Genomic DNA, 23161 nt, shown 5'->3' with positions numbered 1-23161 from the left:
GTTCCAAAAGTGTGCGTTTAAAAGGATTTTAATTTTTATGTTTGCACACTCATTTTTGCCTGAATGCGGGGAATCGATCAGATAAAACTTCCAATAGCTGCGGATATTGATGCCTTTGAAGAAAAGTTCAAAGCCTCGATGCATAGTGATGCGCCATTACTTGACCGTATTACTCATTATATTGTAAAGCGAAAAGGGAAACAGATCAGACCAATGTTTGTCTTTTTTTCAGCAAAGCTATGCGGAGGAATAACCGAATCTACACATAGGGGTGCATCTTTGGTCGAGCTGCTGCACACAGCTACCCTGGTTCACGACGATGTTGTTGATAACGCTTATGAAAGGCGCGGGTTTTTTTCTATAAATGCTTTATGGAAGAACAAGATCGCTGTATTGGTTGGCGACTATCTTTTGGCCAAGGGTCTGCTGCTATCGGTAAATAATAAGGAGTTCCGTCTACTCCAGATCGTGTCCGAAGCGGTAAAGCAGATGAGTGAAGGCGAGTTGCTTCAGGTAGAAAAAGTGAGGCGAATGGATATCAGCGAGGAACTGTATTTTGAAGTCATCAGGCAGAAGACAGCTTCGCTAATTGCATCTTGCTGTGCCTGCGGTGCCGCGTCTGCCGGAGCAAACGAGGAATCGATAGAGAAGATGCGGTTGTTTGGCGAGAAAGTCGGTATTGCTTTCCAAATTAAAGACGATACCTTCGATTTCGGTACCGATGATGTCGGTAAGCCGCTGGGCATCGACATCAAGGAGAAGAAAGTTACCTTGCCGCTTATTTACGCACTGAATCGGGCAGACAAATCGGAGCGCAAGAAAATGATCAATCTTGTGAAAAACCACCAGGACGACCCCGTGAAAATCCAGCAGGTAATCGATTTTGTAAATGGCAAGCAAGGGGTGTTTTATGCCAACCAAAAGATGCTGGAATATCAGCAGCAGGCGTTTGATATTCTCAAAACTTTCGAACCGGGAGATGCCAGGGAAGGGTTGGAGCAGCTTGTGCGTTATACAACAGAGCGAAAAAAATAGCCGCGCTTAATTCGCGGAAGCAACTGTAAATTCTATATTTAAGGATGAAAATCACTTTTTTTTGTGCCTTCCTCTGCACGCTATGTTTCAGCCTATCGGCGCAGGACGAAACACAAACCGTATTCAGGCAAATCAACTCAGATGTTCTTGCCCGGTCGCAAGCCTATCATAACCTGGAGCATGCAACGGCTGCCATCGCGCATAGGCTCACGGGGTCGGTAAACGGAAAAAAGGCAGAAGCTTACGCATTCAAGTTACTGGAGTCGTATGGGTATGAGGTCCGTTATCAGCCTTTTGAAGTCGAGAGCTGGAGCCGTCTTACCAACGAGACCAGGGTTGGCGACCAGCCTGGCAGCCTGAACAAGATCACTTCCGTCACCCTTGCACATTCGCCTGTTAGTGCGAACATAACCGCAGAACTGGTTGATCTGGGCAACGGTTTGGAAGACGATTATATCAAGGACGCAGGGCGGGTAAGGGGGAAAATAGCCCTGGTTTATCTCGGACTTCTTCCGGGGTCGCCCAGCGGTTCACCTTCGCTGCACAGATCAGAAAAAGCGGCTCTTGCAACCCGGTATGGCGCCGCGGGCATCATCATCATCAATACCGTGAGGACGGGCGTGTTACTCACCGGAACAGCATCGGTCACGGGCAAACTCATTCCAATACCTGCCGTATGTATAGGTTATGAAAACGGTATGCGTCTGAAAGAGGCTCTCAAAAGCCATTCGCAGTATGCCAATCTCAACATGACAAATTTTTCTGGTGCCATCAGCGCGAGAAATGTTATTGCAACGCTAAAGGGACATGAGCTGCCGGCAGAAAAGATCGTGATAGGTGCCCATCTCGACAGTTGGGACCTGGCAACAGGGGCTATTGACAACGGGATTGGTGCTTTTGCGGTGATCGATATGGCCAGGGCCATCAAACAAGTTGGAAAGCAGCCCAGGCGGACGATAGAGTTTGTTTTGTTTATGGGCGAAGAGCAGGGACTGCTGGGTTCGAAGGCATACATTCAAAAAGCTGTGAGTGATCAAACGCTTCACCAGGTTCGTTTTATGCTTAACTTCGACATGACAAATGATCCCAAAGGATTTGTCAGTACCCGCAGAGAAATGGAACCACTGTTAAGTAGCTGGGGTGCTAAGATCGCCAAACTGGACACCGGCTTTAAAAATATTGTGGTCACCGCCGCGGGTTTGCACAGTGATCATCAGCCTTTCATGCTGCAAGGTATACCTACAGGTGGAGGTGCCGGAGGTAGGTTGCCGAATAACTCAGCCCCCTTCTATCATTCGGACCGGGATACGTTTGAATTGGTTGACGAGCATGAACTTAAGAACACGGTTCGCTACGGCGCCATGCTTGCTTTCGCGCTGGCACATACAGACCGAATTCCTGCGAACAAATTAGATGAGGCACAGCTCGCTTCATTTTTAAGATTGAACGAGCTTGAGATACCGCTCAGGATTGCAGGTGAATGGCGGTGGAAGTAACCCATTGTTAATAATTCAATAACATTGCAAAGCTAGTTTTGCAACCGAATGGAGGTATTTCGGATGCAGGCTATGGTACCAGATGAGACGTTGATTTCCAGATTGAAGAGCAACGACGCGCATGCGCTTGAAGTGTTGTTTAACCGCTATTACAAATCGCTGTGCCAATTTTGCGGCGTGTATACAAAAGATTATGAAGCAGCGGAGGAAATAGTGGCTGATCTTTTTATCCGGATATGGGACAATCGCCATAACCTAGACGTCGACCACGCCAAAGCATATCTTTTCGCATCTGCTAGAAACATGTCGTTAAACTTCGTTCAAAAAAAGAAGCAACCTGTGCAATCTATCGAGGATATTCCCGATAGCGATCAGCGTTTCAGGAATACAGATACCCCTTTAAAGATCATCTCGGGCAGGGAATCATCGGCACAGATCCTGCAACTGATTGATCAGCTGCCTCCTCGTCAAAGGGAAATTCTCCTGATGAGCCGCATCGATCAGGTGGACAAACATGAAATTGCGCATATGCTGAACATTTCTTTACGAACGGTAGAAACGACGCTCTATCAATCGGTAAAGGAACTCAGAAGCCTGCTTAAAAGGGCCTCCAACTTAAATCTTGGCGGTTAACCATTTGTTAACATAAACCTAACGTTTTGTGCTACGTATGCCGACTCAATAAACTGTCTTTAGTATTGAAGACATATGGAAGCGTACAGTTACCCTTTAATAGTTGCCTATTTTGATAAGACCATCAGCGATGAAGGTCTGAATGAGTTGCAGGAGTGGTTGGAGCGTAGCCCGGATCATCAGGAGCAGTTTAGAGAAACCTTACAGATCCTGGAAGCGTCTAAACTGTATTTTGTAAACTCCGGGGATACCAGTCTGGCCTGGGAAAAGGTGCGCAGTCACATAAACGCAGAGCACCCGCACAGACAGGTCGGTTTTCCCAAAAAATGGCTTGCCTATGCGGCCACTTTGTTACTGTTGTGTGGTGTAGCCTTTTGGTATGTGGGGCGGAGCCCGAAGGTGGCGTCGGCAGCATATGGACAGATCAGCAATCCGGAGGGGCGGCAGACCAGAATATTGTTGCCCGATAGCTCTCTTGTATACCTTGCGGGCGGCAGTACCATCAGATTCCCTAAGAATTTCGGCAGAAAAACCCGAATGATCAGTCTAAACGGCGAGGCCTTTTTTGATGTTGTGCACGGCAACAGGCCGTTCGTAATCAAGAGTGGGGCGGTTACAACAGTAGTTTTAGGTACTTCCTTCAATGTCAAGGCCTTCCAACGCGATCACAAAGTCACGGTGTCTGTAAACACGGGCAAAGTTGGGGTGCTCAATAAAGTTAACGGTAAAAATGTGTTGATCAGTTATCTTCTGCCCAACGATCAGTTGGAGTTGAATACGATCACCGGAAATACAAGCAAGAGCCGCGCAGATGCGGAGCAAACCAGTGCCTGGATCCGAAATCACTTCATATTCAACAATGCAATGCTATATGACATTCTGGCTTCCCTCGAACATCGTTACGGCCGAAAAATAGAATTAATGGATCCCGGAGCCGGAAATATCAGGGTTACAGCAAAGTTCAAAAATATGGCCTTAAAGGATGTGCTTGCCGAATTGATGACGCTTTCCGGGCTCCGCTACATAGAGCGAAACGGACAATTATTTATATATCAACCCAATTTGACGGAAGGAAAAAACATGAAATAGATTTACCAGCCTTATTAAGTAGCCCGGAGTTGCTGGTAACAACTCCAGGCGGTTCAGTTCCAAATTTAAAACTCAAGAATTCAAAAATAAACTAAGTAAATATATGAAAAAGTTATGGTTGCTAGCCATATTGGCGGTTTTGCACTTAGCGTTTCAACCTCAGGAAATTAAGGCGCAAACAGCTGTCGACAGAACCATCACGTATGGTGTGCGGGAAACAACTCTCAAAAATGCTTTCCAGGAATTGGAGAGGCTGAGTGGTTTCTCTGTGAATTATAACAACACCAAGCTAAACGATCAGCGGGTAATTACGGTTTCGAAAGCGGAACGGAGTGTTAAGCAGGTGCTTGGTCTCCTGCTGAATGGAACACCGTTTACCTTTAAGATGGGAAACGGCAACAACATTCTGATTGTTGAGAAACCCAGCACAGGAAAAATTGTTGGGAAGGTGATCGATGAAAATGGTCAGCCGCTGCCAAGCGCAGTGGTGAGGATCGGCAGCCTGGGCCTGGCGAGGCAAACAAATAGCGAAGGTAATGTCACCCTTGAAGTGCCGGCCGGAACATACACGATAGATGTATCCTATATCTCCTATGAGCCTTTTCAGCGTGCCAATGTACAGGTAAGGCCAAATGCAAACACCTCCCTCAGCGCCAGGCTCCAACCTGCTAACAATGCACTTTCAGAAGTGGTTGTAACCGCGCTGGGTATCCGCAGGGAGGAAAAGGCATTGGGTTATGCCGTTACTAAAGTAGATAGTACGCAACTGACAACGGCTGTTGCAACCAACTGGACCGACGCATTATCCGGAAAGGTTGCTGGTTTAAACCTGGTACGCAACAGCGGACCGGCTGGTTCCAACAAGATCATTCTTCGTGGCGAAAACAATCTTACAGGTGATAATGAAGCGCTCATCGTTATCGACGGGGTGGTTTCCAGCAACAGTGTACGCCGTCCGGCGTCGCCTACCGGCGGGCCCTACGGAACTTCGGGAGACAATCTGCCAGCCGACTTTGGCAGCGGTATCAATGACCTGAATCCAGACGATATTGCGGAGGTAACTGTACTGAAGGGGCCAGGCGCTACGGCGCTGTATGGACAGCGTGGTGCCAACGGCGCCGTGATCATTACAACTAAGTCTGGTAATGCGAAAAAAAGAAGGCTCAGCATCGGATTCACGTCCAATACCTCCTGGGAAGAGATCAATCGTGGTCCCGATTCCCAGTATGAATTCGGCCAGGGCCAGTTCGGGGTTGCTCACTTTTCTTACGGAGCTTCGGCCGACGGTTCTAACCAGAACAGTACGAGTGCATCCTGGGGGGCGCCATTCGACGGTCAGTCATTCTTCCAGTACGATCCGACCACTAAAAAAGCGGGAACGGTACGCACACCCTGGCGTGCCTATGAAAACCCCATAAACAGTTTCTTCAAACGGGGCTACGAGACAAACAACTCGGTGAGTCTGGAAGGGACTTATAAGACGGTTGCTATGCGGTTCTCTGCAAGCCATGGCGAGAATGACTGGATTGTGCCAAACACTGGTTTGGAGCGTACGTCTGCTACGTTTTCTGCGAATGCAAAGCCGACCAGGAAGTTGGATGTGAATGTAAAAGCAATTTATAACAACCGGCACAGCGATAACCTTCCTGCTACAGGGTACGGCAATCAGTCGCTCATGTACTGGTTCATGTTTGCCCAACCCAATGTAAATGTCGACTGGTATCGTGATTACTGGGCACCAGGCCAGCAGTATCGTCAGTTCGTGAACATTACAACAACCAATCCAGAGAGTCCGTATGCGATTTCTGAGCAATACCTCAACACGCAAAAGCGAAATGGTGTGCTGAGCAATGTGCAGGCTACTTACAAATTTTCTGACGCATTCAGCGCTATGGTAAGGGGCTCTATAGATTACGCCAGTGACGACCGGACACAGAAGCGTCCATGGGATGCAGCAGGAAGTAAGTTTGCCCAGGGTTCGTATCGCGTTCAGGAAATTAACATGCGCGAGATCAGTGGTGACTTCATGCTTACTTATAACAAGCAGCTCCATAAAAATCTTCGCCTTACCGCACGCGTAGGCGGATCAACACTGAGAAACAATTATTACAAGGATGAACAGCGGGCAGACGGGTTGATCGTGCCAAACGAGTACAGTTTATCTAACGCTGCAAACGATATTATTTTTGTTCCGGATACGGCAGAGTACCAGTTGAACAGTGTTTATGCGCTAGCATCGCTTACCTACAAAAATTATTTGTATCTGGATCTTACAGGACGGGCAGACTGGAACAGTGTTTTGGCGACACCAACACGTACGGACAATGTCGGGTTTACCTATCCTTCTGCAAGTTTAAGTTTTATTGCCTCAGATTACTTTAAGCTCCCAAAAGCCATTTCGCTGGCAAAGCTGCGGATCTCGGCAGCGCAGGTAGGAAGCGGAACACTGATACCGTACCGTACGGCTTATAACTACTCGCTGGCTTCAAGCGGTATTTACCCGGACAGTGGGTCTACAAACCCATCCACATTGCCAAATCCAAACCTAAAGCCGCTAAAAACAACGACGTTTGAAGCTGGCGCTGAGATGCAGTTCTTTAAAGGGCGGTTAGGGTTTGATGTGGCGGTTTATGCCGGCAACACAAGGAATCAAATTCTGACCAGGCAGATCGACCGTTCATCCGGCTATTCAAATGCGATCATCAATGCAGGCCGCGTAGATAACCGGGGACTGGAAGTTGCGCTGAACGCAAAGCCTATATCATTTAAAAATGGCTTTGAGTGGGCTGTTAACATGACATTCTCAACCAATAAGAATGAGATCAAAGCATTAAGCGACAGCTCGATCGTCCTTCGTACCGGCGCGCTGGGCGGCGGTCAGGTAGTTGCCAATGTTGGGGGAAGCATGGGTGACTTATATGGTATTGGTTTTCTTCGCTCGCCCGACGGACAAATTGTTTATGATGCCACCAGCGGATTCGCAAAAGTTACCTCAGGGGTGATACACCTCGGAAATACGATTCCGCAATACCGTGCTGGGATCAGCAATACATTTTCTTATAAAGGATTCAGTTTGAGTACGTTATTTGATGCGCAGGTGGGCGCTGTTGCTCACTCACTTACCTTCTCGCGGATGGCGGCCCTTGGAAAGCTCAAAGCTACATTACCAGGACGGTATAACGGGATTATAGGTAAAGGTGTAGTTCAGAACCCCGACGGTTCGTACAGGACCAATGATGTTGTGGCAACTGATATACAGAATTATTATACATCAGTATACGGTTCAGATCAGGCCGAAGGAAGTATATTCAGTACGGACTTCATCAAGTTTCGCGAGGCAAGCCTGGGTTATGCATTTAAACCTGGATTTGTGAAGAAGCTGAGCCTAAGTCGCCTCTCGATCAGTGCCTACGGGCGTAACCTTTTCATCTGGTCGCCATGGCCTGCTTTCGACCCGGAATTCGGAACGCTTTCGGGCACGGACATCGTTACTGGGTTTGAAACGGGACAGCTTCCGTCAACAAGAACATATGGTATCAGGCTCGTAGCAGGCATTTAATCAATTATTCGGAACTAATAATTTACAGATGAAAACTAACATTTTGAAAACCACCGTAATGATGCTGGTCGCTGTCAGCATGTTGCTTTCCGGGTGCGATAAAGGTTTTGAGGAACTTAATACAGATCCTATCGGCACGGCGTCGGTCGAAGCCAATCAGTTGCTTGCACCAGCCTTGGTCAGCGTGCTGCACGCAAACATGGTCCGCAACCGCAATTTTAACAACGAGCTAATGCAGGTCACTGTCGACATCAGCGATGCCGAAGGCAAAGTATTCCGATACGATTTCCGGCGTAACTGGTCCGACTATCTGTGGAACGCGTGGTATCCACAGGCTACCAATTTCAAGGACATTTACACCATCGCCAGTCGCCCTGGCAAAATCAACGAATCTTACCAGGGCATCTCCCTAATCACCCAGGCCTGGGTATATTCGCTGCTTACAGATACATATGGCGACGTGCCTTACTCGCAGGCGAACGAGGGGAAGAATGGGATTGTTGAACCTGCATACGACAGGCAGATGGAAATTTATCTCGATCTTTTCAGCAAGCTTGAAGAAGCGAACAGGTTGCTTAGCGCCGGAAAGGCCATTGTAGCGAGCGGGGACCCGGTCTTTAAAGGCGATATAGGCAAATGGCGGAAGTTTGGAAACTCGCTTTACCTGCGTCTGCTGCTTCGCGTCTCTGGCAAATCAGAGGTATCTGCTGACGTCATAGCCAAAATTAAAGAAATGATTGACACCAATCCGGGCAATTACCCGATTATGCAAAGCAATGACGACACGGCTAAAATTCTTTGGAACGGAACTAACAGCAGTACGGCGGTCTACTCGTCACCTTTTATGGTTAGCGTGCGCCCGGTAGACTTCAGAGGTGTAGCAATTTCCAGTTTCTTTATTGACAGGTTACGTGATTGGGCCGATCCTCGAATGGATAGTGATTTCGGTAAGGCATCCGTTCCACGCTGGGGTATTGCCCAGGGTTCAGAAGGCTACTCGGGTGTACCCAGCGGCTTTGGTCCTGGTATGGACTATACCCGCAAGGCTTATTTTTATTCAGACGATCAGAATGACGGCTATACGCTGCAGACCGACCCATATACCGGCATCCTGATGAACTGTGCGGAAGTTAATTTCATTCTTGCAGAGGCAGCTGTAAGGGGGTGGATTGACGGTTCGGCAGCAGACTACTACAATAAAGGCATGTTCTACAGCATTAACTACTGGTTACCAACATGGGCCACGGGTGTAAGCGATCCGCGGTTCACGAAATACGTCACTGACGCGGAAATAGGGTGGGATGAAAGTCTCCCGCTGAACGCAACGACAGGTAGTAGTAAACTGGAGCAGATTCATGTGCAAAAATATTACGCCATGTTCCTGGTAGACATGCAGCAGTGGTTTGAATATCGCAGAACCGGCCATCCGATACTGCCTAAAGGTGCAGGCCTGGCAAACGGTGGTGTTATGCCCGCCAGAATGGCCTATCCGATCATTAGTCAGTCGGCCAACCCAACTAGCTATAAAAATGCAATCGCTGCCCAGGGGCCTGATGAAATTAGTACGCAGGTATGGTGGCAAAAACCTTAACAGTAACATAAAGACAAATACGATGAACACAAAGAATATTAGTTATCTTGTATTATTCATTTGCATCTTGGGATGTACCGGCTGTAAATACAACGATGGTTATGATGGAGGTATGGTTAGTTCCTATATTTCTAATTTCGATTTGAGAAAGGTGTACAAGGGCAGCGACGTTACGCTTACTACAGCGAACCTGCTTGGTGCAACCAGCATCCGGGGCGTGGTCGTTTCAGACCATTCCGGGAATAATATGCCTGCAGGTCTACTTGCGGTTCAAAATACACGTCCGGTGGGGGCAATCGACTCTCTGCGGGGCATTTCAATAGCTTTGGGACCTGATGCCGCCACCTACGTGCCGGGCGACTCGGTACATGTCCGGATTGAGGGTGGCGTTTTAACCCGCAAAGATGGCATTTTGCAAATAACTGGGTTGCCGGCAAGTAATGTCAATAAAGTTGCCAGCGACCGATTCATCCCGGTAAACCGCGTGCCGAGTAGCGCTATCCTGGCACGTCCTAACGATTACGAAAGTACGCTTGTTGCCATTGTAAAGGCCGGGTTTGATCCCATTGCAGGCGAGGGAGATACCTATAGCGGGGATAAAACGATCAACGATGGCTTCGATAACTTTACGTTATATACAGCCCCTACGGCTACGTTTGCTAACCGAAATGGGCTTAATTTTAATGCAAATTATTACGGCATTGTATTTAATACGGTCGATGCTAACGGAAAATTGAAACCACAGCATCGCATCCGTACATTGAATGATATACAACCGTTGAGCTCTACGCCGGATATCGCGGCGATCATTATCTCGGGTTTCATGGCTGACCTTGAAGGGGGCGATGGCAATTATGAATATATGCAGTTCCTGGCCACCCGCGACATCAACTTTTCGGTTACGCCTTATTCGGTTGTCGTCACCAACAACGCGGGCGCAAGTAACCCTGGTGGTTTCCCATCTTTGGGATGGGCGACAGGCAGTCTGGCCACCAGCGGCAACGCAAGGACGTATAAATTCAACCTGACCTCCGGCACAGTAGCCAAAGGTCAGTATTTTTATGTGGGTGGTTCGGCTAAATTGATTAATGGTCCGAATTCAACGAGCATTTCTTCTGCAAAATGGATCCGGTCGTTTAACTACAGCACAACGAACGGTGACGGTTTCGGACTTAAAACTTCGGGTTTGTTTGCCAATAGTGGTAACGCTTCCGGTTTTGCTGTGTTTGAAGGGACGGATGTTGATGTAAATAAGGCGCCGATTGACGTGGTGTTCATCGGTGCAGGCGGCAGTCTGTTTAATGGTTCAACGGTAGGTTACCGTATTGCGAATACGGACTTTTACGACAAAATCGATCCAATCACACTTAAGCCCCAGCCGTTCTACCGAAGCGGAGGAAATACACTTAGTTTTAATTATACGCTTCCGGCCGACCAAGGCTTTTGGAATATGCTTGGCGGTGTTTACAATGAAACACTGGGCAAATGGGTAAAGGCCAGAACGCAAAATAACATTGATCTGTCAAAAACATCCACATTACGCGATATTGAAGGAAACTGGCTCCGGCAGTCGCTCGACAACGATGGTAATGTTGTACGTACCGACACGATTGCCCCAACTAAATTAAAATCACAACTATAGCATAGCATGAACAGAAGATCTTTTCTACAGAGCGCAGGCTTTATTGCGGGCAGCGCTTTCATCAGCCTCAAAACCAATGCTTTTTCGAAGCTGGAGCGGGCGAAAACAATCCGCGGCAGGGTGCTTGACGGCAAGCGCGGAGTTGCTAATGTGGTCATATCAGACGGTTTTTCAGTGGTACTTACCGATGCAAAGGGAAGTTACTCCATTACACCGCATGAGAAGGCAACCAATATTTTTATGAGCACTCCCTCCGGGTATGAATTTAAAACCAATGCTAACATTGCGAGGCATTATGAGAAGCTGGGAAGCAGAAACGAGTATGATTTTACATTAAACAAGCTCAGGAGGAATGATAATAAACATCATTTTATCATTTGGGCTGATCCTCAGGTACGGACAAAAGATGATGTACAGCAAATGATGGAAACATCAGTCCCTGATACCATTGCACAGATCAGGGCCCTGGGGCCAGATGCACTTGTGCACGGTATCAGCGTGGGTGATATCGCCTGGGATTTCCTGGAGTTTTTTGAAGATTATAATAAGGCGGTCGCGTTGATGGGTATACCGTTTTTCCAGGCTCTGGGAAATCACGATATGAACTACCGGGAGGGTGGCGACGATACCTCCGACCGGACTTTCAAAGAATTTTTCGGGCCTACGTATTACTCATTCAACCGCGGTAAGGCGCATTATGTTGTACTCGACGATGTCCGCTACCTGGGTGAGGAGCGTAAATATGATGGTTACATCACCGAAGTTCAGTTGGAATGGCTTGCCAAGGACCTGCAGCACGTTAAAAAAGACCAGCTGCTAATCGTTAACCTGCATATCCCTGCACACAACAGCGTAAAGAACAACGATGCGCTTTATAAAATGCTTGAAGGCTTCACCAATGTGCATGTGATGTCTGGTCACACCCATTACAATGTGAACAATATCACAGGCGGCATTTATGAACATAATCATGGAGCTGTTTGCGGCGCCTGGTGGTCGGGTAACATATGTTCAGACGGCACACCCAGAGGTTATGGAGTGTATGAGGTAAACGGAACTGAATTGTCCTGGTTTTATAAATCAACCGGTTTGCCAAAAGAACATCAGATGGCCCTGTACATCGACACGCTTACCAATCAGAAGCGATTGCTGGCCAATGTGTGGAACTGGGATCCTGAGTGGGAAGTTAGTTATGAGATTGATGGCAAAAAAATGGGCGCTTTAGCGCGGCAGGACGGAACAGATCCTGAGGCACTAAGGTTACATAATTTAGGCAAACCTGCCAAGGGACGGGCCTTTACGAAACCGACCCAGACAGGCCATCTTTTTATGGCTCATTTTGCGCCTGGGGTTAAATCTGTAAAGGTGATCGCGAAGGATCGCTTTGGCAACATATATACAAAAGAGCAGACCGTTTGATTGAGGCGTTAGAAGAGGCATCGTTATTCTTTTAAAAAAAAATGCCTATTTTTACTGCCCGCTTATGGAACAGATAAAAACATCATTCGATTTTGAAAAACCTTTGGCCGAACTGGTTCAGCAGATTGATAAAATCAAACAAGTTGCAGAAAAGACAAAGGTAGATATGTCAGCGACCCTTTCTGAGCTCGAAGCTAAGGCTGAGGAGACCAGAAAGGGTTTGTATACCAACCTCACCGGCTGGCAAAAAGTTCAGATGTCACGCCATCCTGAAAGACCGCAGACGCTTGATTACATTAACCTCATTTGTCAGGATTTCATTGAACTTCATGGCGACAGAACGGTAAAAGATGACAAGGCAATTGTTGGGGGTTTTGCCACGATTGACGGACAGACCGTCATGATCATTGGCCATCAAAAAGGAAAAAACACCAAGGAGCGCCAATACAGAAACTTCGGTATGGCCAATCCGGAAGGATATCGTAAAGCCTTGCGTTTAATGCGGCTGGCTGAGAAGTTTAATAAGCCGGTTATCTCATTTATCGATACTATGGGCGCCTACCCGGGCTTGGAAGCTGAAGAGCGTGGACAAGGGGAAGCCATTGCCCGTAATCTTTTAGAGATGTCGGTTTTAAAAGTACCGGTAATCTGCTTTGTAGTAGGTGAGGGCGCGTCGGGAGGAGCTTTAGGCATTGGTATTGGTGATAAGGTGTATATGCTCGAACATACCTGGTATTCGGTGATCTCACCAGAGTCATGTTCATCCATCCTATGGAGAAGTTGGGACTACAAAGAAAAAGCCGCAGAGTGTCTTAAGTTAACCTCTGACGATATGTATAGCAACGGATTGATTGATGGGATTATCAGAGAGCCGCTGGGCGGTGCGCATCAAAACCCGGAGCAAATGGCGGAAACGATGAAGGCACAGATAATAAGCGATTTAAAGGAGCTTAAAGAAATGGACAAAGATCAAATGATTGCGGCCAGAATTGATAAATTCTGCGCAATGGGAGTGGTTGTAGAATAAAAGGTATCGTAGAATAAAAAGGGGCGGTGGTCAATATGAACACCGCCCCTTTTATGTTTCGTTGGTTTTGTTACTGTCGTCCGAAGTATACAGATAAGCGGCCTTCCAATCCAGCAAATATATCGTTTATAGATTTCGCTAGCTGGGGCTGATTGTTTGACGCTGCGGTTTCTGACATCTGGTTTAGGAAAGACATTCCTAATTGAATGTTCTGAGTGCCTATCAGCTTATTCTTACTCTGGCATACATCGGCAAGATAGGTTAACTCTTTCTGAATGTATCGGGAAGCGCGTTCCATAATATCATTGGCGCGTTTGGTTTCGCCGAGCGTATAAAGATGCTCCGCCATAAAATATGCACCCATAGTGGAACGCAGGCCGTAAAACTTTTCTGGCATCACTTCAAAATATTTCGCTGCTACTTTTTTTGCGTCCTCCGTCCGGCCTTGTTTTAATAAGCCCGAGATTGTGTTGTTAAAAATATTGGTGAAGATTGAGATGTCGTCGGCCGACTGAGGGTCGAGATACTTTGCATTTTTCACGTTGCCCCAGACGAATTTGTTCATTACGTTATTGTAAAGTGCCGGCGTGTTCAAAAGCTCGGTCCTCGAATCTGAAGTTGTATCGACTTTCAAAGGCCTCAAGCGCAGAGCGAGCCCTTCATTATAAAGGTAATTATCGAGCCCCAGGTATTGCTCAGAAGGTACTGTGCTCGCGAAATAAACGGGACGCTTCCAGTCGTTGTGCGCCAGTACGTCAAGTAGAGCCAAGGTGCCTTTTGTTACATAGTTCTTATTGAATGTCCAGCTCATTTCCGAGACGATATTTGCTGAGTCGGCGGCGTTTACTACCCCGTTTTTGATGACATCATCTTTATTTATGGTAATCTTAAGGTTCTTTGTTGGTAAGAAGTTGACCTTTTTGCCGTCCTGTAAAGGCATTTTGTCATCATCGTCGTCCGAAAGCAGAAGGTCTACTACGTTTTTTAGTTCAACCGCGCCGGCGATCTTATAGTCCTGATAGTACATTACATCTCTTACGCCCTGCACGTATTGCGGTTCTTTCATTGACAATGGCAATGGATCCGACTCGTTTTGTCGCCTTTGCATTCCGTTAATATACCAATCCGTGTCAAACAAGCTCAGATTCACCAGACGGATGTCAGGTCTGATGTTTTCTACTTCTTGCGCATACCAAAGCGGATATGTGTCATTATCTCCATAAGTAAACAAAATCGCGTTCGGGGCACACGATTCGAGGTAATCCACAGCGATGTCGTGCGCTACCATTTTGGTCGACCTGTCATGGTCGTCCCAGCCTTGAGCAGCCATAACTACCGGCGCAGCAAATAAAGCGAGTACAGTTGCGGCGATGCCGGCGCTTGCCGGATTTAGTTTTTTGCTAAACCATTCCTTGATGCCTAACACACCAAGACCTATCCATATTGCAAAAGCGTAAAATGATCCGGCGTATGCATAATCACGCTCTCGTGGTTCGAGTGGCTTTTGGTTAAGATATAATACAATGGCTATTCCCGTAAAAAAGAATAGTAATGCTACAATGCCTGCATCTGTTTGTTTCCGTTTGAAGTGCCACACAGCACCGATGAGGCCGACGATGAGGGGAAGGAAAAAGAAACGGTTATATGCATTGCTTTCCGCAATAGATGGCGGAAGATTTTTCTGGCTGCCAAGCAACATGGCGTCTATAGGTTTTATACCGCTTAACCATTGGCCTTCATATACGCTACCTTGTCCCTGGTCGTCATTTTGGCGCCCAACAAAGTTCCACATAAAATAACGCATATACATATGCCCCAACTGATAACTGAAGAAAAACCTTATGTTGTCGATCAACGTGGGGAACTTCGTGTCATCCAGTCCGAGCATGTCTTTGTAATACCCGACGTGATTAGGGTCATCGCTGTACATCCGAGGGAAAGGAGTGGTTCTATCGTATACATAGTCCATTTTTCTGCCAGTTTGTACATACTGGTCCTCGCCTTTACGATAAAGTTTCTTTCCTTCTTTGTATTCGATAGGCTGAGAGTTGTAGTTTGGGCCAAAAAGTAACGGGCGGTCGCCATACTGCTCCCTGTTCAGGTAACCAAGAAAGGAGAAAGCATTGTCAGGGTCACTGTTATTCAGGTTCGGGTCGGCCTTGGCCCGTATAATGATCATTGCGAACGACCCATATCCAAATATGATGAGCACCACCGATAGCAGAGCGAGGTTAAGAACTTTTTTCTGATGCTTTATTGAATAACGGATTCCCCAAACGAGGCCGCTAATCAGAAGAACAGCAAAGAATATAACTCCACTACCAAAACTCATACCGAGTGTGTTCACGAAGAAAAGGTCAAAATAAGCTCCAAAGGAAACCAGATACTGGATAATCCCGTATTGAATCACAGCAAGAATAAGCACTCCCACAAAAGCTGTCTTAACAATCCCGGAGGTAGTTGCCTTTTCAGTTTTCTTGAAGTAATATACAAAGGCAAGTGCAGGTATGGTCAGTAAGTTTAACAGGTGAATACCGATGGAGAGGCCCATGATATATGCGATAAAGAGTAACCATCGGTCGGCCCTTGGTTCATGAGCCACGGCCTCCCATTTCAGGATGGCCCAAAACACAATTGCTGTGAATAAGGAAGAAAGTGCGTAGACCTCAGATTCGACTGCAGAAAACCAGAAACTGTCAGAATAGGTGTATGCCAAGGCACCGACGACCCCTGAGCCTATTATGCCGATCAGGTTTGACTTGCTGATTTCCTCGCCTGGCTTTATCAACACTTTCTTTGCAAGCGCGGTGATGGTCCAAAACAGGAAAAGTATGGTTGCGCCGCTGGCTACGGCCGAACCAAGGTTCATAAAATAAGCGACCTTTGTCACATCGCCCATAGCAAGCAGCGAGAAAAAGCGCTGTATCATCAGGAATAGTGGCGCGCCTGGCTGGTGCACCACCTGCATCTTTAATGCTGAAGCAATAAATTCACCGCAATCCCAAAAGCTTACAGAGGGTTCCAGTGTTAATATATAGGTTAAAGTGGCAATTGCGAAGCAGAGCCAGCCCGCTATGTTATTAATCTTCGAATAGTTCATTTTTGTTATTAGTCGTTTGTGTTACTAAGCATTAACAGCAGCCGAAAATAAAGAATAAGATTTGAAATCGAAGCATGGGCAAGTCAGTTTAACATATTTCCGGCTAGCATCGTTTCGTCATTTGAAAGTAAAGTGTATTTCGATGTACCGGTTTTAGCTCCACAAATTCTATTTTCAGCGTAGTATGGTTGGAAGCAAAGTGCTACTTATTGAAGATACTCAGGAACTGGTGTCGGTAATATTGAGAGGAATTGAGGGTGAGGGAGTGGAAATGAGCGTCGCTGCTGACGGCGACACCGGGCTGGCGATGGTTCTCAAGCATCATTTTGATCTGGTGATTCTGGATATTATGTTGCCGGGCATTAATGGAATTCAGTTGTGCCGGGAGATCAGGAAAAGAAACAGCAGTATTGCAATACTTATGCTTACCGCCCTGGGGAGCACGGAAAACATTGTCACAGGTTTGGATAGCGGAGCTGACGACTACATGGTAAAGCCCTTCAAGCTGGTAGAGCTAATAGCCAGGATGCGAACATTGATTCGTCGAAGCAGGTATAATCATATTTCGTCAGATACCATTACCCTTGGAGGTATAGAGGTCAATACGGTGTCTAAGACAGCCTTGCGCGACGGTCAGCAAATCAGTTTAACCGCTACGGAATATCGCCTGCTGGAATACCTGTTGAAGAATCAAAACAAGGTACTTTCCAGAATTCAGATATTGGAGAATGTCTGGGACATTGATTTTAACATGGGTACGAACGTGGTAGATGTATATATCAACTACCTCCGCAAGAAGATTGACAACAGTCCGGTTGGTAAAATCATTCACACGGTCTTTGGTATGGGGTATATTGTAAAGCTGGAAATGCCCAATGAAAATCCAAACTAAGATCACACTTCTATTTTTTTGTATCGGCACGGCTGGCTTACTGGTATTCCATTATGCTATTTTTTATTTCGTCTCAGACTTCAATTTCGAGGATTTTTATAAACGTTTGGATACCCGATCCAAACTTACAGCTGAAGTAAGCATTCATCCAGATGAACGCTCTGCGGATTATGCAGAGATGCGGGCGCGTTACCTTGAAAAGATGGAAGATGAGAAAAATTATGTTTTCAAAATTGATTCTTTAGAAAATCCGGACTTCAAAAACTCTATAGGTCTTCCTCCCTATTTCTACAAAAATATAGTTGAAAATGGTACAGCGCGGTTTAGCCGTGATAATATGTTTTACTATGGGCGATTGTTTAACAAGAATTCAAGCCGTTACATTGTTGTGGTGTCCGCTTCTGATCCGTCAGGATTTCATGAGCTGGAAGTTCTGCGCAGAGCATTGATCGTTCTCTTTGGCGTTTCGGTGCTGCTTACATATGTGGCAGGTAAGATCTTTTCTCACTATATGGTGCGGCCGCTGACCGCCGTTATCAGGAACGTAAAGAATATTTCAGCAAATAACCTGCACCTCAGACTTAATGAGCTGGATGGAAAAGACGAGATGTCTGAACTTGTGCTGACGTTTAATAATATGCTTAACCGCCTTGAAACAGCATTTGCTACGCAAAATAACTTTGTCAGCAATGCATCACATGAACTGAAAACGCCAATCGCTATAATCACGGCGGAACTGGAATTGATGCTTTCAAGGCGGGATCTTGATCATGATACGCGTGTATCTGCGAATCGCGCACTTGCTCATGCAGAAAAGCTCGGGCACATTATCACCAGCTTACTCGGTCTTGCGCAGACGGGTTTTGACGGAAAAAAGCAAAACTGGCAAAAAATTCGCATTGACGAGCTCGTGCTTACTGTTGCAGACTCCGTGAAGAAAATTGTACCTGACAGTGTAATCCATATAGATTTTTCTCTATTGCCGGGAGAAGAAGAAAAGCTCTGCACGGAGGGCAATGTTAACCTGCTACAACTAGCCGTCAGCAACATCGTGATTAACGCTTGTAAATATTCCAATAATCAACCTGTTGAAATCAGGATCATTGCTGAAAACGAGCGAATCGCTATTGCGGTAACCGACAAAGGAATTGGCATACCCCTTAAGGAGCAGCAGTACATTTTTGAACCTTTTTTTCGGGCATCAAATACCGGACACTTTCAAGGGCATGGAATCGGCCTTCCGCTAACACTGAATATTATACGTCTTCATAACGGATCTATTGGTATTCGTTCGGAAGAGGAAGTTGGCACGGAAATGCAGATTATTCTGCCCGTTTGTCGATCCTTCTGCTAAAACCTGAGAACGTTTTCTAATGAAATTCTAATATTTATTAAAAATTTATGGAAATTCTGCGGTTTTATTCCTTGAAGCTATGAGATTCCTGGTGTTCCTAGGTATTATGTTCCTTTTTCTAACGGAATTTTAATTTTTGTCTTAGTTTGTCCTAATAGCAATGAGGTAATATTGTGTACAAGCATTTAGAGTTACACTTAAAATTACTGACTATGAAAACAATCCTAATTCCAACCGATTTTAGCACTGATTCTCTTCGACATGTTCCTGATCTTTGTTCAGGTAGGCAAGACGAAACAGTAGCAGTCTTGTTTGTGCACCTTTTTCGATTATCTGATTCCATTAGCGAACTGCTGTTGCTCTCACGAAGATCACGGGAGTACGAGTATATAAGTGATGAGTTTTATACCGCCTGTGAAAAACTAAGAAAGCAAGTCCCTAACCTGGTTGATTTACGCATTGAGTTCTTTTACGGCAGTACGATAAGTGTGTTCAAAAATTTTATCGAGGCTAACGGCATTACGAATGTCCTACATCCTGATTTATGGGTTTGTGGCAAATTGAATAAATTCAGTGTGGAACCTGGGCAGCTTGTTACGCGTTGCGGCCTTCCTTTGCTGCGTACAGCAAAGCAGGTTGAGCGCACGAATAAGGCGCTTATAGATAGCGATGAATATACATCGCTATCGGGCTTGGCCGACCTGCCAGAGAAATCAGCTGTTTATGAAGAGCAAATAGCCTAAGCATTAAACACTCACAATAAAATTGCCTACTTATGCTATTAAAAAAGAATATCCCGATTCAATATATCTTAGGGAAGGTCAAGAAAGAAGTTATTGGCGTGACCATCTATGTTGCGCTCATCACCTTTTTTTATGAAAACTTCCACATGACGCGCATATCAATTCCTATTGCCGTTCCAACAATTCTAGGTACCGTCATATCGCTGCTACTAGCCTTTAAATCCAATCAGGCATACGACCGATGGTGGGAAGCACGTACTATTTGGGGTGGCATTGTTAATGACAGTCGGACACTTGTGCGGCAATTACTCACTTTTGTGGATGGTGTTGGTGATCAACAAGACGAAAAAGCCTTCTGTGAGCGGCTGGCAAAACGGCAGGTAGCTTGGTGCTGCGCATTAAGCCGTCATCTCCGCGGACAGGATTCTCTACCTGGCTTGGAGCGCTTAGTCTCAAACGACGACATACAGTCATTAAAGCGTTATACAAACGTTCCGGTTGGCCTTCTGGAGTTGCAGGGAAGCGATATACGCCATGCATTAAAGCTGGGGTGGATAAACAGTTATCAGCAGGTACAGATCGATAAGACGCTCACAGCATTTTCTAATCAGATGGGGGGATGCGAAAGGATCAAGAATACGGTATTTCCTGTAACATATAGTATGTATATTCATTTCTCTCTCATACTCTTTGTAATGCTTTTGCCCTTTGGTCTAATTGAATTTTTCGGATTTGCCACGCTACCGCTTGTTATTGCCATTGCTTCTTCTTTCTTCCTTATCGAAAAAATGGCTATCCATCTGCAGGATCCGTTTGAAAACAAACCAACAGATACGCCAACAACGACCATATGTCAGACAATAGAGCGCGACTTGAAGCAAATGCTTAAGGAAAGTTATCGTCAGGATGAGAAATTGTCGGGCACGATGCATAAACCAGCGAAAATGTATTACATACTCTAGGCTAAATTCTGGGGCGTGGCAACACTGACGGTGCGCCACAACTTCTGCCTGTCCGTAATCAGAAGGTCAAAACTGGCGTGCCGTCCGTTGCCTGTTTTGATGCTATCCTGCCGTGCAGTATCTTTGCCATAAAAACTGAAGATATGTATCCTGAATATTTAGTAGAACCCATGCGTGCAGAACTTACAAATGTAGGTTTTGAGGAATTGAAGACACCTGAGCAGGTAGATCAGGCAATAACTACCCCCGGTACCGTATTTGTGGTAGTCAACTCTGTATGCGGTTGCGCAGCCGCAAATGCACGGCCCGCTGCCAAGGTAGCTGCGGCGAATGCCAAACACCCCGATCGTTTGGTAACTGTATTTGCGGGAATGGAAAAAGATGCAGTAGATCGTGCCAGAGGTTATATGGTTCCATTTCCACCGTCATCGCCCTCAATGGCGTTGTTTAAAGATGGAAGGCTAGTCCATATGATTGAACGTCATCAGATTGAAGGCCGTCCCGCGCAGATGATTGCCGATAGCCTTATCGGAGCTTTTGAACAGTACTGCTAGTAGACAGGCTATGATAATTTTGAGTCCTCCTTTTCGAAAAAAGGAGGACTTTTTAGGTTCCAGCACCTAGAAGCGAGTGATTAGCGTGATGCTACCCGCCAAATAGTGCTGCTCACATCGTCAGCAACGAGCAAAGAACCATCCTTCATCATGGCGATGCCCACAGGCCGGCCATAAACATCACCCTCCTGAGCGTCCGCAATAAAGCCTGTTAAAAAATCCTCCATAGGGCCTAGCGGCCTGCCATTTTTGAATGGAACGAAGGTAACTTTGTATCCAGATAATTCCGATCGGTTCCAGGAGCCATGCTGCCCTATAAAGGCACCATCGCGATATCTGGAGGGAAACTTGTTTCCTCTGTAAAAATGAAGGCCAAGTGATGCGGTATGCGATCCAACCGCAAGATCAGGTACCAGGCTCTTAGCCACCATCTCAGGATGCCGGCCTTTCCATCTTGGATCTTCATGTTTGCCAAAATAAGCATAGGGCCAACCATAAAATCCTCCTCTCTTTACACTTGTGATGTAATCCGGTACCAGGTCATCGCCAAGGCCGTCCCGTTCATTCACTGCGGTCCATAGTGTTGATGTTCCTGGTGCCCAATCCATACCTACCGGATTTCTTAGTCCGCCTGCATAAATTACCTCGCCTGTGCCGTCCGGATTAACCTCTAATATTGCCGCGCGTCGCTTCTCGTGCTCCATCCCGTTTTCACCTACATTGCTGCCCGAACCGACGGAAATATAGATTTTACTGTTGTTGGAATTGGCAACAATATTACGCGTCCAGTGATTGTTATATCCACCGGCAGGAAGCCCAAGGACTTTCGTTCCTTTGGTATTGATCTGCGTATCGCCCTGTTTATACGGATACCGATATAGGCCATCTGTATTGGCCACATAGAAAAAATTGTCTATAATGAGCATCCCGTAGGGTTGATTTAAACTTGTAATGAAATTTGTTTTCAACTCCGGAATGCCGTCCCGGTTAGTGTCCCTCAGCAAAACAACGGTGTTTGCACTTTCTCCGGCAACCTCTGCTTTTGCTTTACCACTTATTGCATTGGCTACCTTTTCTTTTACCGACCTTTCTGAGTTGGATAAAGCAACGAATACATCGCCGTTTGAAGCAACATAAATGTTTCTCGGGCTTTTCAGACCGGTAGCAAAAGCGCTTACCCTGAAGCCCGCAGGCGCCGCGGGTGTTTTGTCGGATGGCCAGCCTATTACTTTGCTGAACTTAGTTTTAGAAGCCGTGGTGTCAGGTTTGGGAAGTGACAAGTTCGAAGTCAACGTCCCCGCAGTATCAGAAGCGGCACTGTCACCCTGTTGTTCTTTGCCCTTTTCACTATTGCAAGCGACCATGAGCAAAGTCGCCGCACTAAAAACCATTATTTTATTCATAACACATTTTTAAGTTCTTTCCATACGTTTTCCGCCAGTATCTTTTGGCCTTCATCGGTAGGATGGATACCATCCTGTTGGTTTAAGCGCGCAACGCCTCCCACGCCTTCAAGAAGGAAAGGAACATAGGTCATATTGTTTTTTGCGGCGATATCATTGAACATCTTTCTAAATTCGGACGTGTATTTTTCGCCCATGTTCGGTGGCATTTGCATTCCCAGCATAACCAGCTTAACCTGCGGATATTTTTCTTTCACCTTATTTATTATGGCCTGTAGATTTGCTGCCGTTTCCCTGACGGGGATGCCGCGCAGACCGTCGTTCGCACCAAGTTCCAGCACGAAGATGCTAATCGGTTGCTTAAGCAGCCAATCGATCCGGCTTTTGCCTGCGGCCGATGTTTCTCCGCTCAAACCACCATTGATCACTTTGTATTTCAGATCAACGGAATCGATTTTCCGCTGTATCAGGGCCGGGTAGGCCTGCTTTGGATCTTCCAGCCCATATCCAGCGGTCAGACTAGTGCCGAAAAAGAGAACATTCTGTACTCCCGACGGCACTTCGGTGGCTATCACGGCCGCTTCGGATGGCCGTGCCTGGGATTGTCCATCCTCGGCGTTTTGTTTTTGCTCATTGCCACAACTGCTTAATGTCATAGTTAT

Annotated in this window: 17 protein-coding genes; 14 read left to right on the top strand and 3 right to left on the bottom strand. The window is 46.4% G+C overall.

Features of this window, described 5'->3' with window-relative positions:
- The first annotated feature begins 63 nt into the window (after positions 1 to 63).
- The 9 genes from J3P40_RS00435 (at position 64) to J3P40_RS00395 (ending at position 13491) form a co-directional block, all read left to right on the top strand.
- A complete protein-coding gene (locus tag J3P40_RS00435; RefSeq protein ID WP_256001880.1) occupies positions 64 to 1035 on the top strand; it encodes a polyprenyl synthetase family protein in 972 nt (323 codons plus the stop codon).
- A gap of 44 nt (positions 1036 to 1079) precedes the next feature.
- Positions 1080 to 2531 carry a M20/M25/M40 family metallo-hydrolase gene (locus J3P40_RS00430; protein WP_256001879.1) on the top strand — a complete coding sequence of 484 codons (1452 nt, stop codon included), beginning with the start codon at positions 1080 to 1082 and terminating at the stop codon, positions 2529 to 2531.
- 48 nt (positions 2532 to 2579) lie between these two features.
- A complete protein-coding gene (locus J3P40_RS00425; protein ID WP_256001878.1) occupies positions 2580 to 3164 on the top strand; it encodes an RNA polymerase sigma factor in 585 nt (194 codons plus the stop codon).
- Positions 3165 to 3239: 75 nt separating this feature from the next.
- Positions 3240 to 4253, top strand: a complete 1014-nt coding sequence (locus J3P40_RS00420) for a FecR family protein (protein WP_256001877.1) — start codon at positions 3240 to 3242, stop codon at positions 4251 to 4253.
- Between the two features lie 103 nt (positions 4254 to 4356).
- Positions 4357 to 7812 carry a SusC/RagA family TonB-linked outer membrane protein gene (locus J3P40_RS00415; protein WP_256001876.1) on the top strand — a complete coding sequence of 1152 codons (3456 nt, stop codon included), beginning with the start codon at positions 4357 to 4359 and terminating at the stop codon, positions 7810 to 7812.
- Positions 7813 to 7840: 28 nt separating this feature from the next.
- Positions 7841 to 9403 (top strand): SusD/RagB family nutrient-binding outer membrane lipoprotein, encoded by a 1563-nt coding sequence (locus J3P40_RS00410; protein WP_256001875.1) that lies wholly within the window; start codon positions 7841 to 7843, stop codon positions 9401 to 9403.
- 22 nt (positions 9404 to 9425) lie between these two features.
- Positions 9426 to 11045 carry a DUF5689 domain-containing protein gene (locus J3P40_RS00405; protein WP_256001874.1) on the top strand — a complete coding sequence of 540 codons (1620 nt, stop codon included), beginning with the start codon at positions 9426 to 9428 and terminating at the stop codon, positions 11043 to 11045.
- A gap of 6 nt (positions 11046 to 11051) precedes the next feature.
- Positions 11052 to 12464, top strand: a complete 1413-nt coding sequence (locus tag J3P40_RS00400; RefSeq protein ID WP_256001873.1) for a calcineurin-like phosphoesterase C-terminal domain-containing protein — start codon at positions 11052 to 11054, stop codon at positions 12462 to 12464.
- 64 nt (positions 12465 to 12528) lie between these two features.
- Positions 12529 to 13491, top strand: a complete 963-nt coding sequence (locus J3P40_RS00395) for an acetyl-CoA carboxylase carboxyltransferase subunit alpha (RefSeq protein ID WP_256001872.1) — start codon at positions 12529 to 12531, stop codon at positions 13489 to 13491.
- A 70-nt stretch (positions 13492 to 13561) separates the two neighbouring features.
- Here J3P40_RS00395 and J3P40_RS00390 read toward each other — a convergent pair whose 3' ends face one another.
- Positions 13562 to 16591, bottom strand: coding sequence for a glycosyltransferase family 117 protein (locus tag J3P40_RS00390; RefSeq protein ID WP_256001871.1), 3030 nt, complete (start codon positions 16589 to 16591; stop codon positions 13562 to 13564).
- A 184-nt stretch (positions 16592 to 16775) separates the two neighbouring features.
- Here J3P40_RS00390 and J3P40_RS00385 point away from each other — a divergent pair, with 184 nt between their 5' ends.
- The 5 genes from J3P40_RS00385 (at position 16776) to J3P40_RS00365 (ending at position 21096) form a co-directional block, all read left to right on the top strand.
- On the top strand, positions 16776 to 17483 hold the full coding sequence (locus J3P40_RS00385; RefSeq protein WP_256001870.1) for a response regulator transcription factor: 708 nt from the start codon (positions 16776 to 16778) through the stop codon (positions 17481 to 17483).
- Positions 17467 to 18837, top strand: a complete 1371-nt coding sequence (locus J3P40_RS00380; RefSeq protein ID WP_256001869.1) for a HAMP domain-containing sensor histidine kinase — start codon at positions 17467 to 17469, stop codon at positions 18835 to 18837. Before J3P40_RS00385 ends, J3P40_RS00380 begins: the two co-directional genes overlap by 17 nt.
- A 212-nt stretch (positions 18838 to 19049) precedes the next feature.
- Positions 19050 to 19580 carry a hypothetical protein gene (locus tag J3P40_RS00375; protein WP_256001868.1) on the top strand — a complete coding sequence of 177 codons (531 nt, stop codon included), beginning with the start codon at positions 19050 to 19052 and terminating at the stop codon, positions 19578 to 19580.
- Positions 19581 to 19612: 32 nt separating this feature from the next.
- A complete protein-coding gene (locus J3P40_RS00370) occupies positions 19613 to 20542 on the top strand; it encodes a bestrophin family protein (protein WP_256001867.1) in 930 nt (309 codons plus the stop codon).
- A 143-nt stretch (positions 20543 to 20685) separates the two neighbouring features.
- Complete coding sequence (locus J3P40_RS00365; RefSeq protein WP_256001866.1) at positions 20686 to 21096, top strand: BrxA/BrxB family bacilliredoxin; 411 nt, start codon at positions 20686 to 20688, stop codon at positions 21094 to 21096.
- Positions 21097 to 21176: 80 nt separating this feature from the next.
- On the opposite strand, the gene J3P40_RS00360 is transcribed toward J3P40_RS00365, so the two are convergent.
- Both J3P40_RS00360 and J3P40_RS00355 read right to left on the bottom strand, forming a co-directional pair.
- Positions 21177 to 22499: a PQQ-dependent sugar dehydrogenase gene (locus J3P40_RS00360; RefSeq protein ID WP_256001865.1), complete on the bottom strand. Its 1323-nt coding sequence runs from the start codon at positions 22497 to 22499 to the stop codon at positions 21177 to 21179.
- Positions 22496 to 23155 carry an arylesterase gene (locus tag J3P40_RS00355; RefSeq protein ID WP_256001864.1) on the bottom strand — a complete coding sequence of 220 codons (660 nt, stop codon included), beginning with the start codon at positions 23153 to 23155 and terminating at the stop codon, positions 22496 to 22498. Before J3P40_RS00355 ends, J3P40_RS00360 begins: the two co-directional genes overlap by 4 nt.
- Between the last annotated feature and the right edge of the window lie 6 nt (positions 23156 to 23161).

Origin of the sequence: Pedobacter deserti (assembly GCF_024436415.1) — a bacterium.
In the GTDB taxonomy this organism is placed as follows: Bacteria; Bacteroidota; Bacteroidia; order Sphingobacteriales; family Sphingobacteriaceae; genus Pedobacter; species Pedobacter faecalis.
This window is presented reverse-complemented; position numbering and strand designations above follow the sequence as displayed.

Excerpts from the sequence above, each read along its gene's own strand:
- J3P40_RS00425 (WP_256001878.1), top strand. The coding sequence starts at position 2,580 with ATGGAGGTATTTCGGATGCAGGCTATGGTACCAGATGAGACGTTGATT.
- J3P40_RS00380 (WP_256001869.1), top strand. The coding sequence starts at position 17,467 with ATGAAAATCCAAACTAAGATCACACTTCTATTTTTTTGTATCGGCACG.
- J3P40_RS00430 (WP_256001879.1), top strand. The coding sequence starts at position 1,080 with ATGAAAATCACTTTTTTTTGTGCCTTCCTCTGCACGCTATGTTTCAGC.
- J3P40_RS00410 (WP_256001875.1), top strand. The coding sequence starts at position 7,841 with ATGAAAACTAACATTTTGAAAACCACCGTAATGATGCTGGTCGCTGTC.
- J3P40_RS00420 (WP_256001877.1), top strand. The coding sequence starts at position 3,240 with ATGGAAGCGTACAGTTACCCTTTAATAGTTGCCTATTTTGATAAGACC.
- J3P40_RS00385 (WP_256001870.1), top strand. The coding sequence starts at position 16,776 with ATGGTTGGAAGCAAAGTGCTACTTATTGAAGATACTCAGGAACTGGTG.
- J3P40_RS00360 (WP_256001865.1), bottom strand. The coding sequence starts at position 22,499 with ATGAATAAAATAATGGTTTTTAGTGCGGCGACTTTGCTCATGGTCGCT.
- J3P40_RS00365 (WP_256001866.1), top strand. The coding sequence starts at position 20,686 with ATGTATCCTGAATATTTAGTAGAACCCATGCGTGCAGAACTTACAAAT.
- J3P40_RS00355 (WP_256001864.1), bottom strand. The coding sequence starts at position 23,155 with ATGACATTAAGCAGTTGTGGCAATGAGCAAAAACAAAACGCCGAGGAT.
- J3P40_RS00435 (WP_256001880.1), top strand. The coding sequence starts at position 64 with ATGCGGGGAATCGATCAGATAAAACTTCCAATAGCTGCGGATATTGAT.
- J3P40_RS00390 (WP_256001871.1), bottom strand. The coding sequence starts at position 16,591 with ATGAACTATTCGAAGATTAATAACATAGCGGGCTGGCTCTGCTTCGCA.
- J3P40_RS00405 (WP_256001874.1), top strand. The coding sequence starts at position 9,426 with ATGAACACAAAGAATATTAGTTATCTTGTATTATTCATTTGCATCTTG.
- J3P40_RS00375 (WP_256001868.1), top strand. The coding sequence starts at position 19,050 with ATGAAAACAATCCTAATTCCAACCGATTTTAGCACTGATTCTCTTCGA.
- J3P40_RS00415 (WP_256001876.1), top strand. The coding sequence starts at position 4,357 with ATGAAAAAGTTATGGTTGCTAGCCATATTGGCGGTTTTGCACTTAGCG.
- J3P40_RS00400 (WP_256001873.1), top strand. The coding sequence starts at position 11,052 with ATGAACAGAAGATCTTTTCTACAGAGCGCAGGCTTTATTGCGGGCAGC.
- J3P40_RS00370 (WP_256001867.1), top strand. The coding sequence starts at position 19,613 with ATGCTATTAAAAAAGAATATCCCGATTCAATATATCTTAGGGAAGGTC.
- J3P40_RS00395 (WP_256001872.1), top strand. The coding sequence starts at position 12,529 with ATGGAACAGATAAAAACATCATTCGATTTTGAAAAACCTTTGGCCGAA.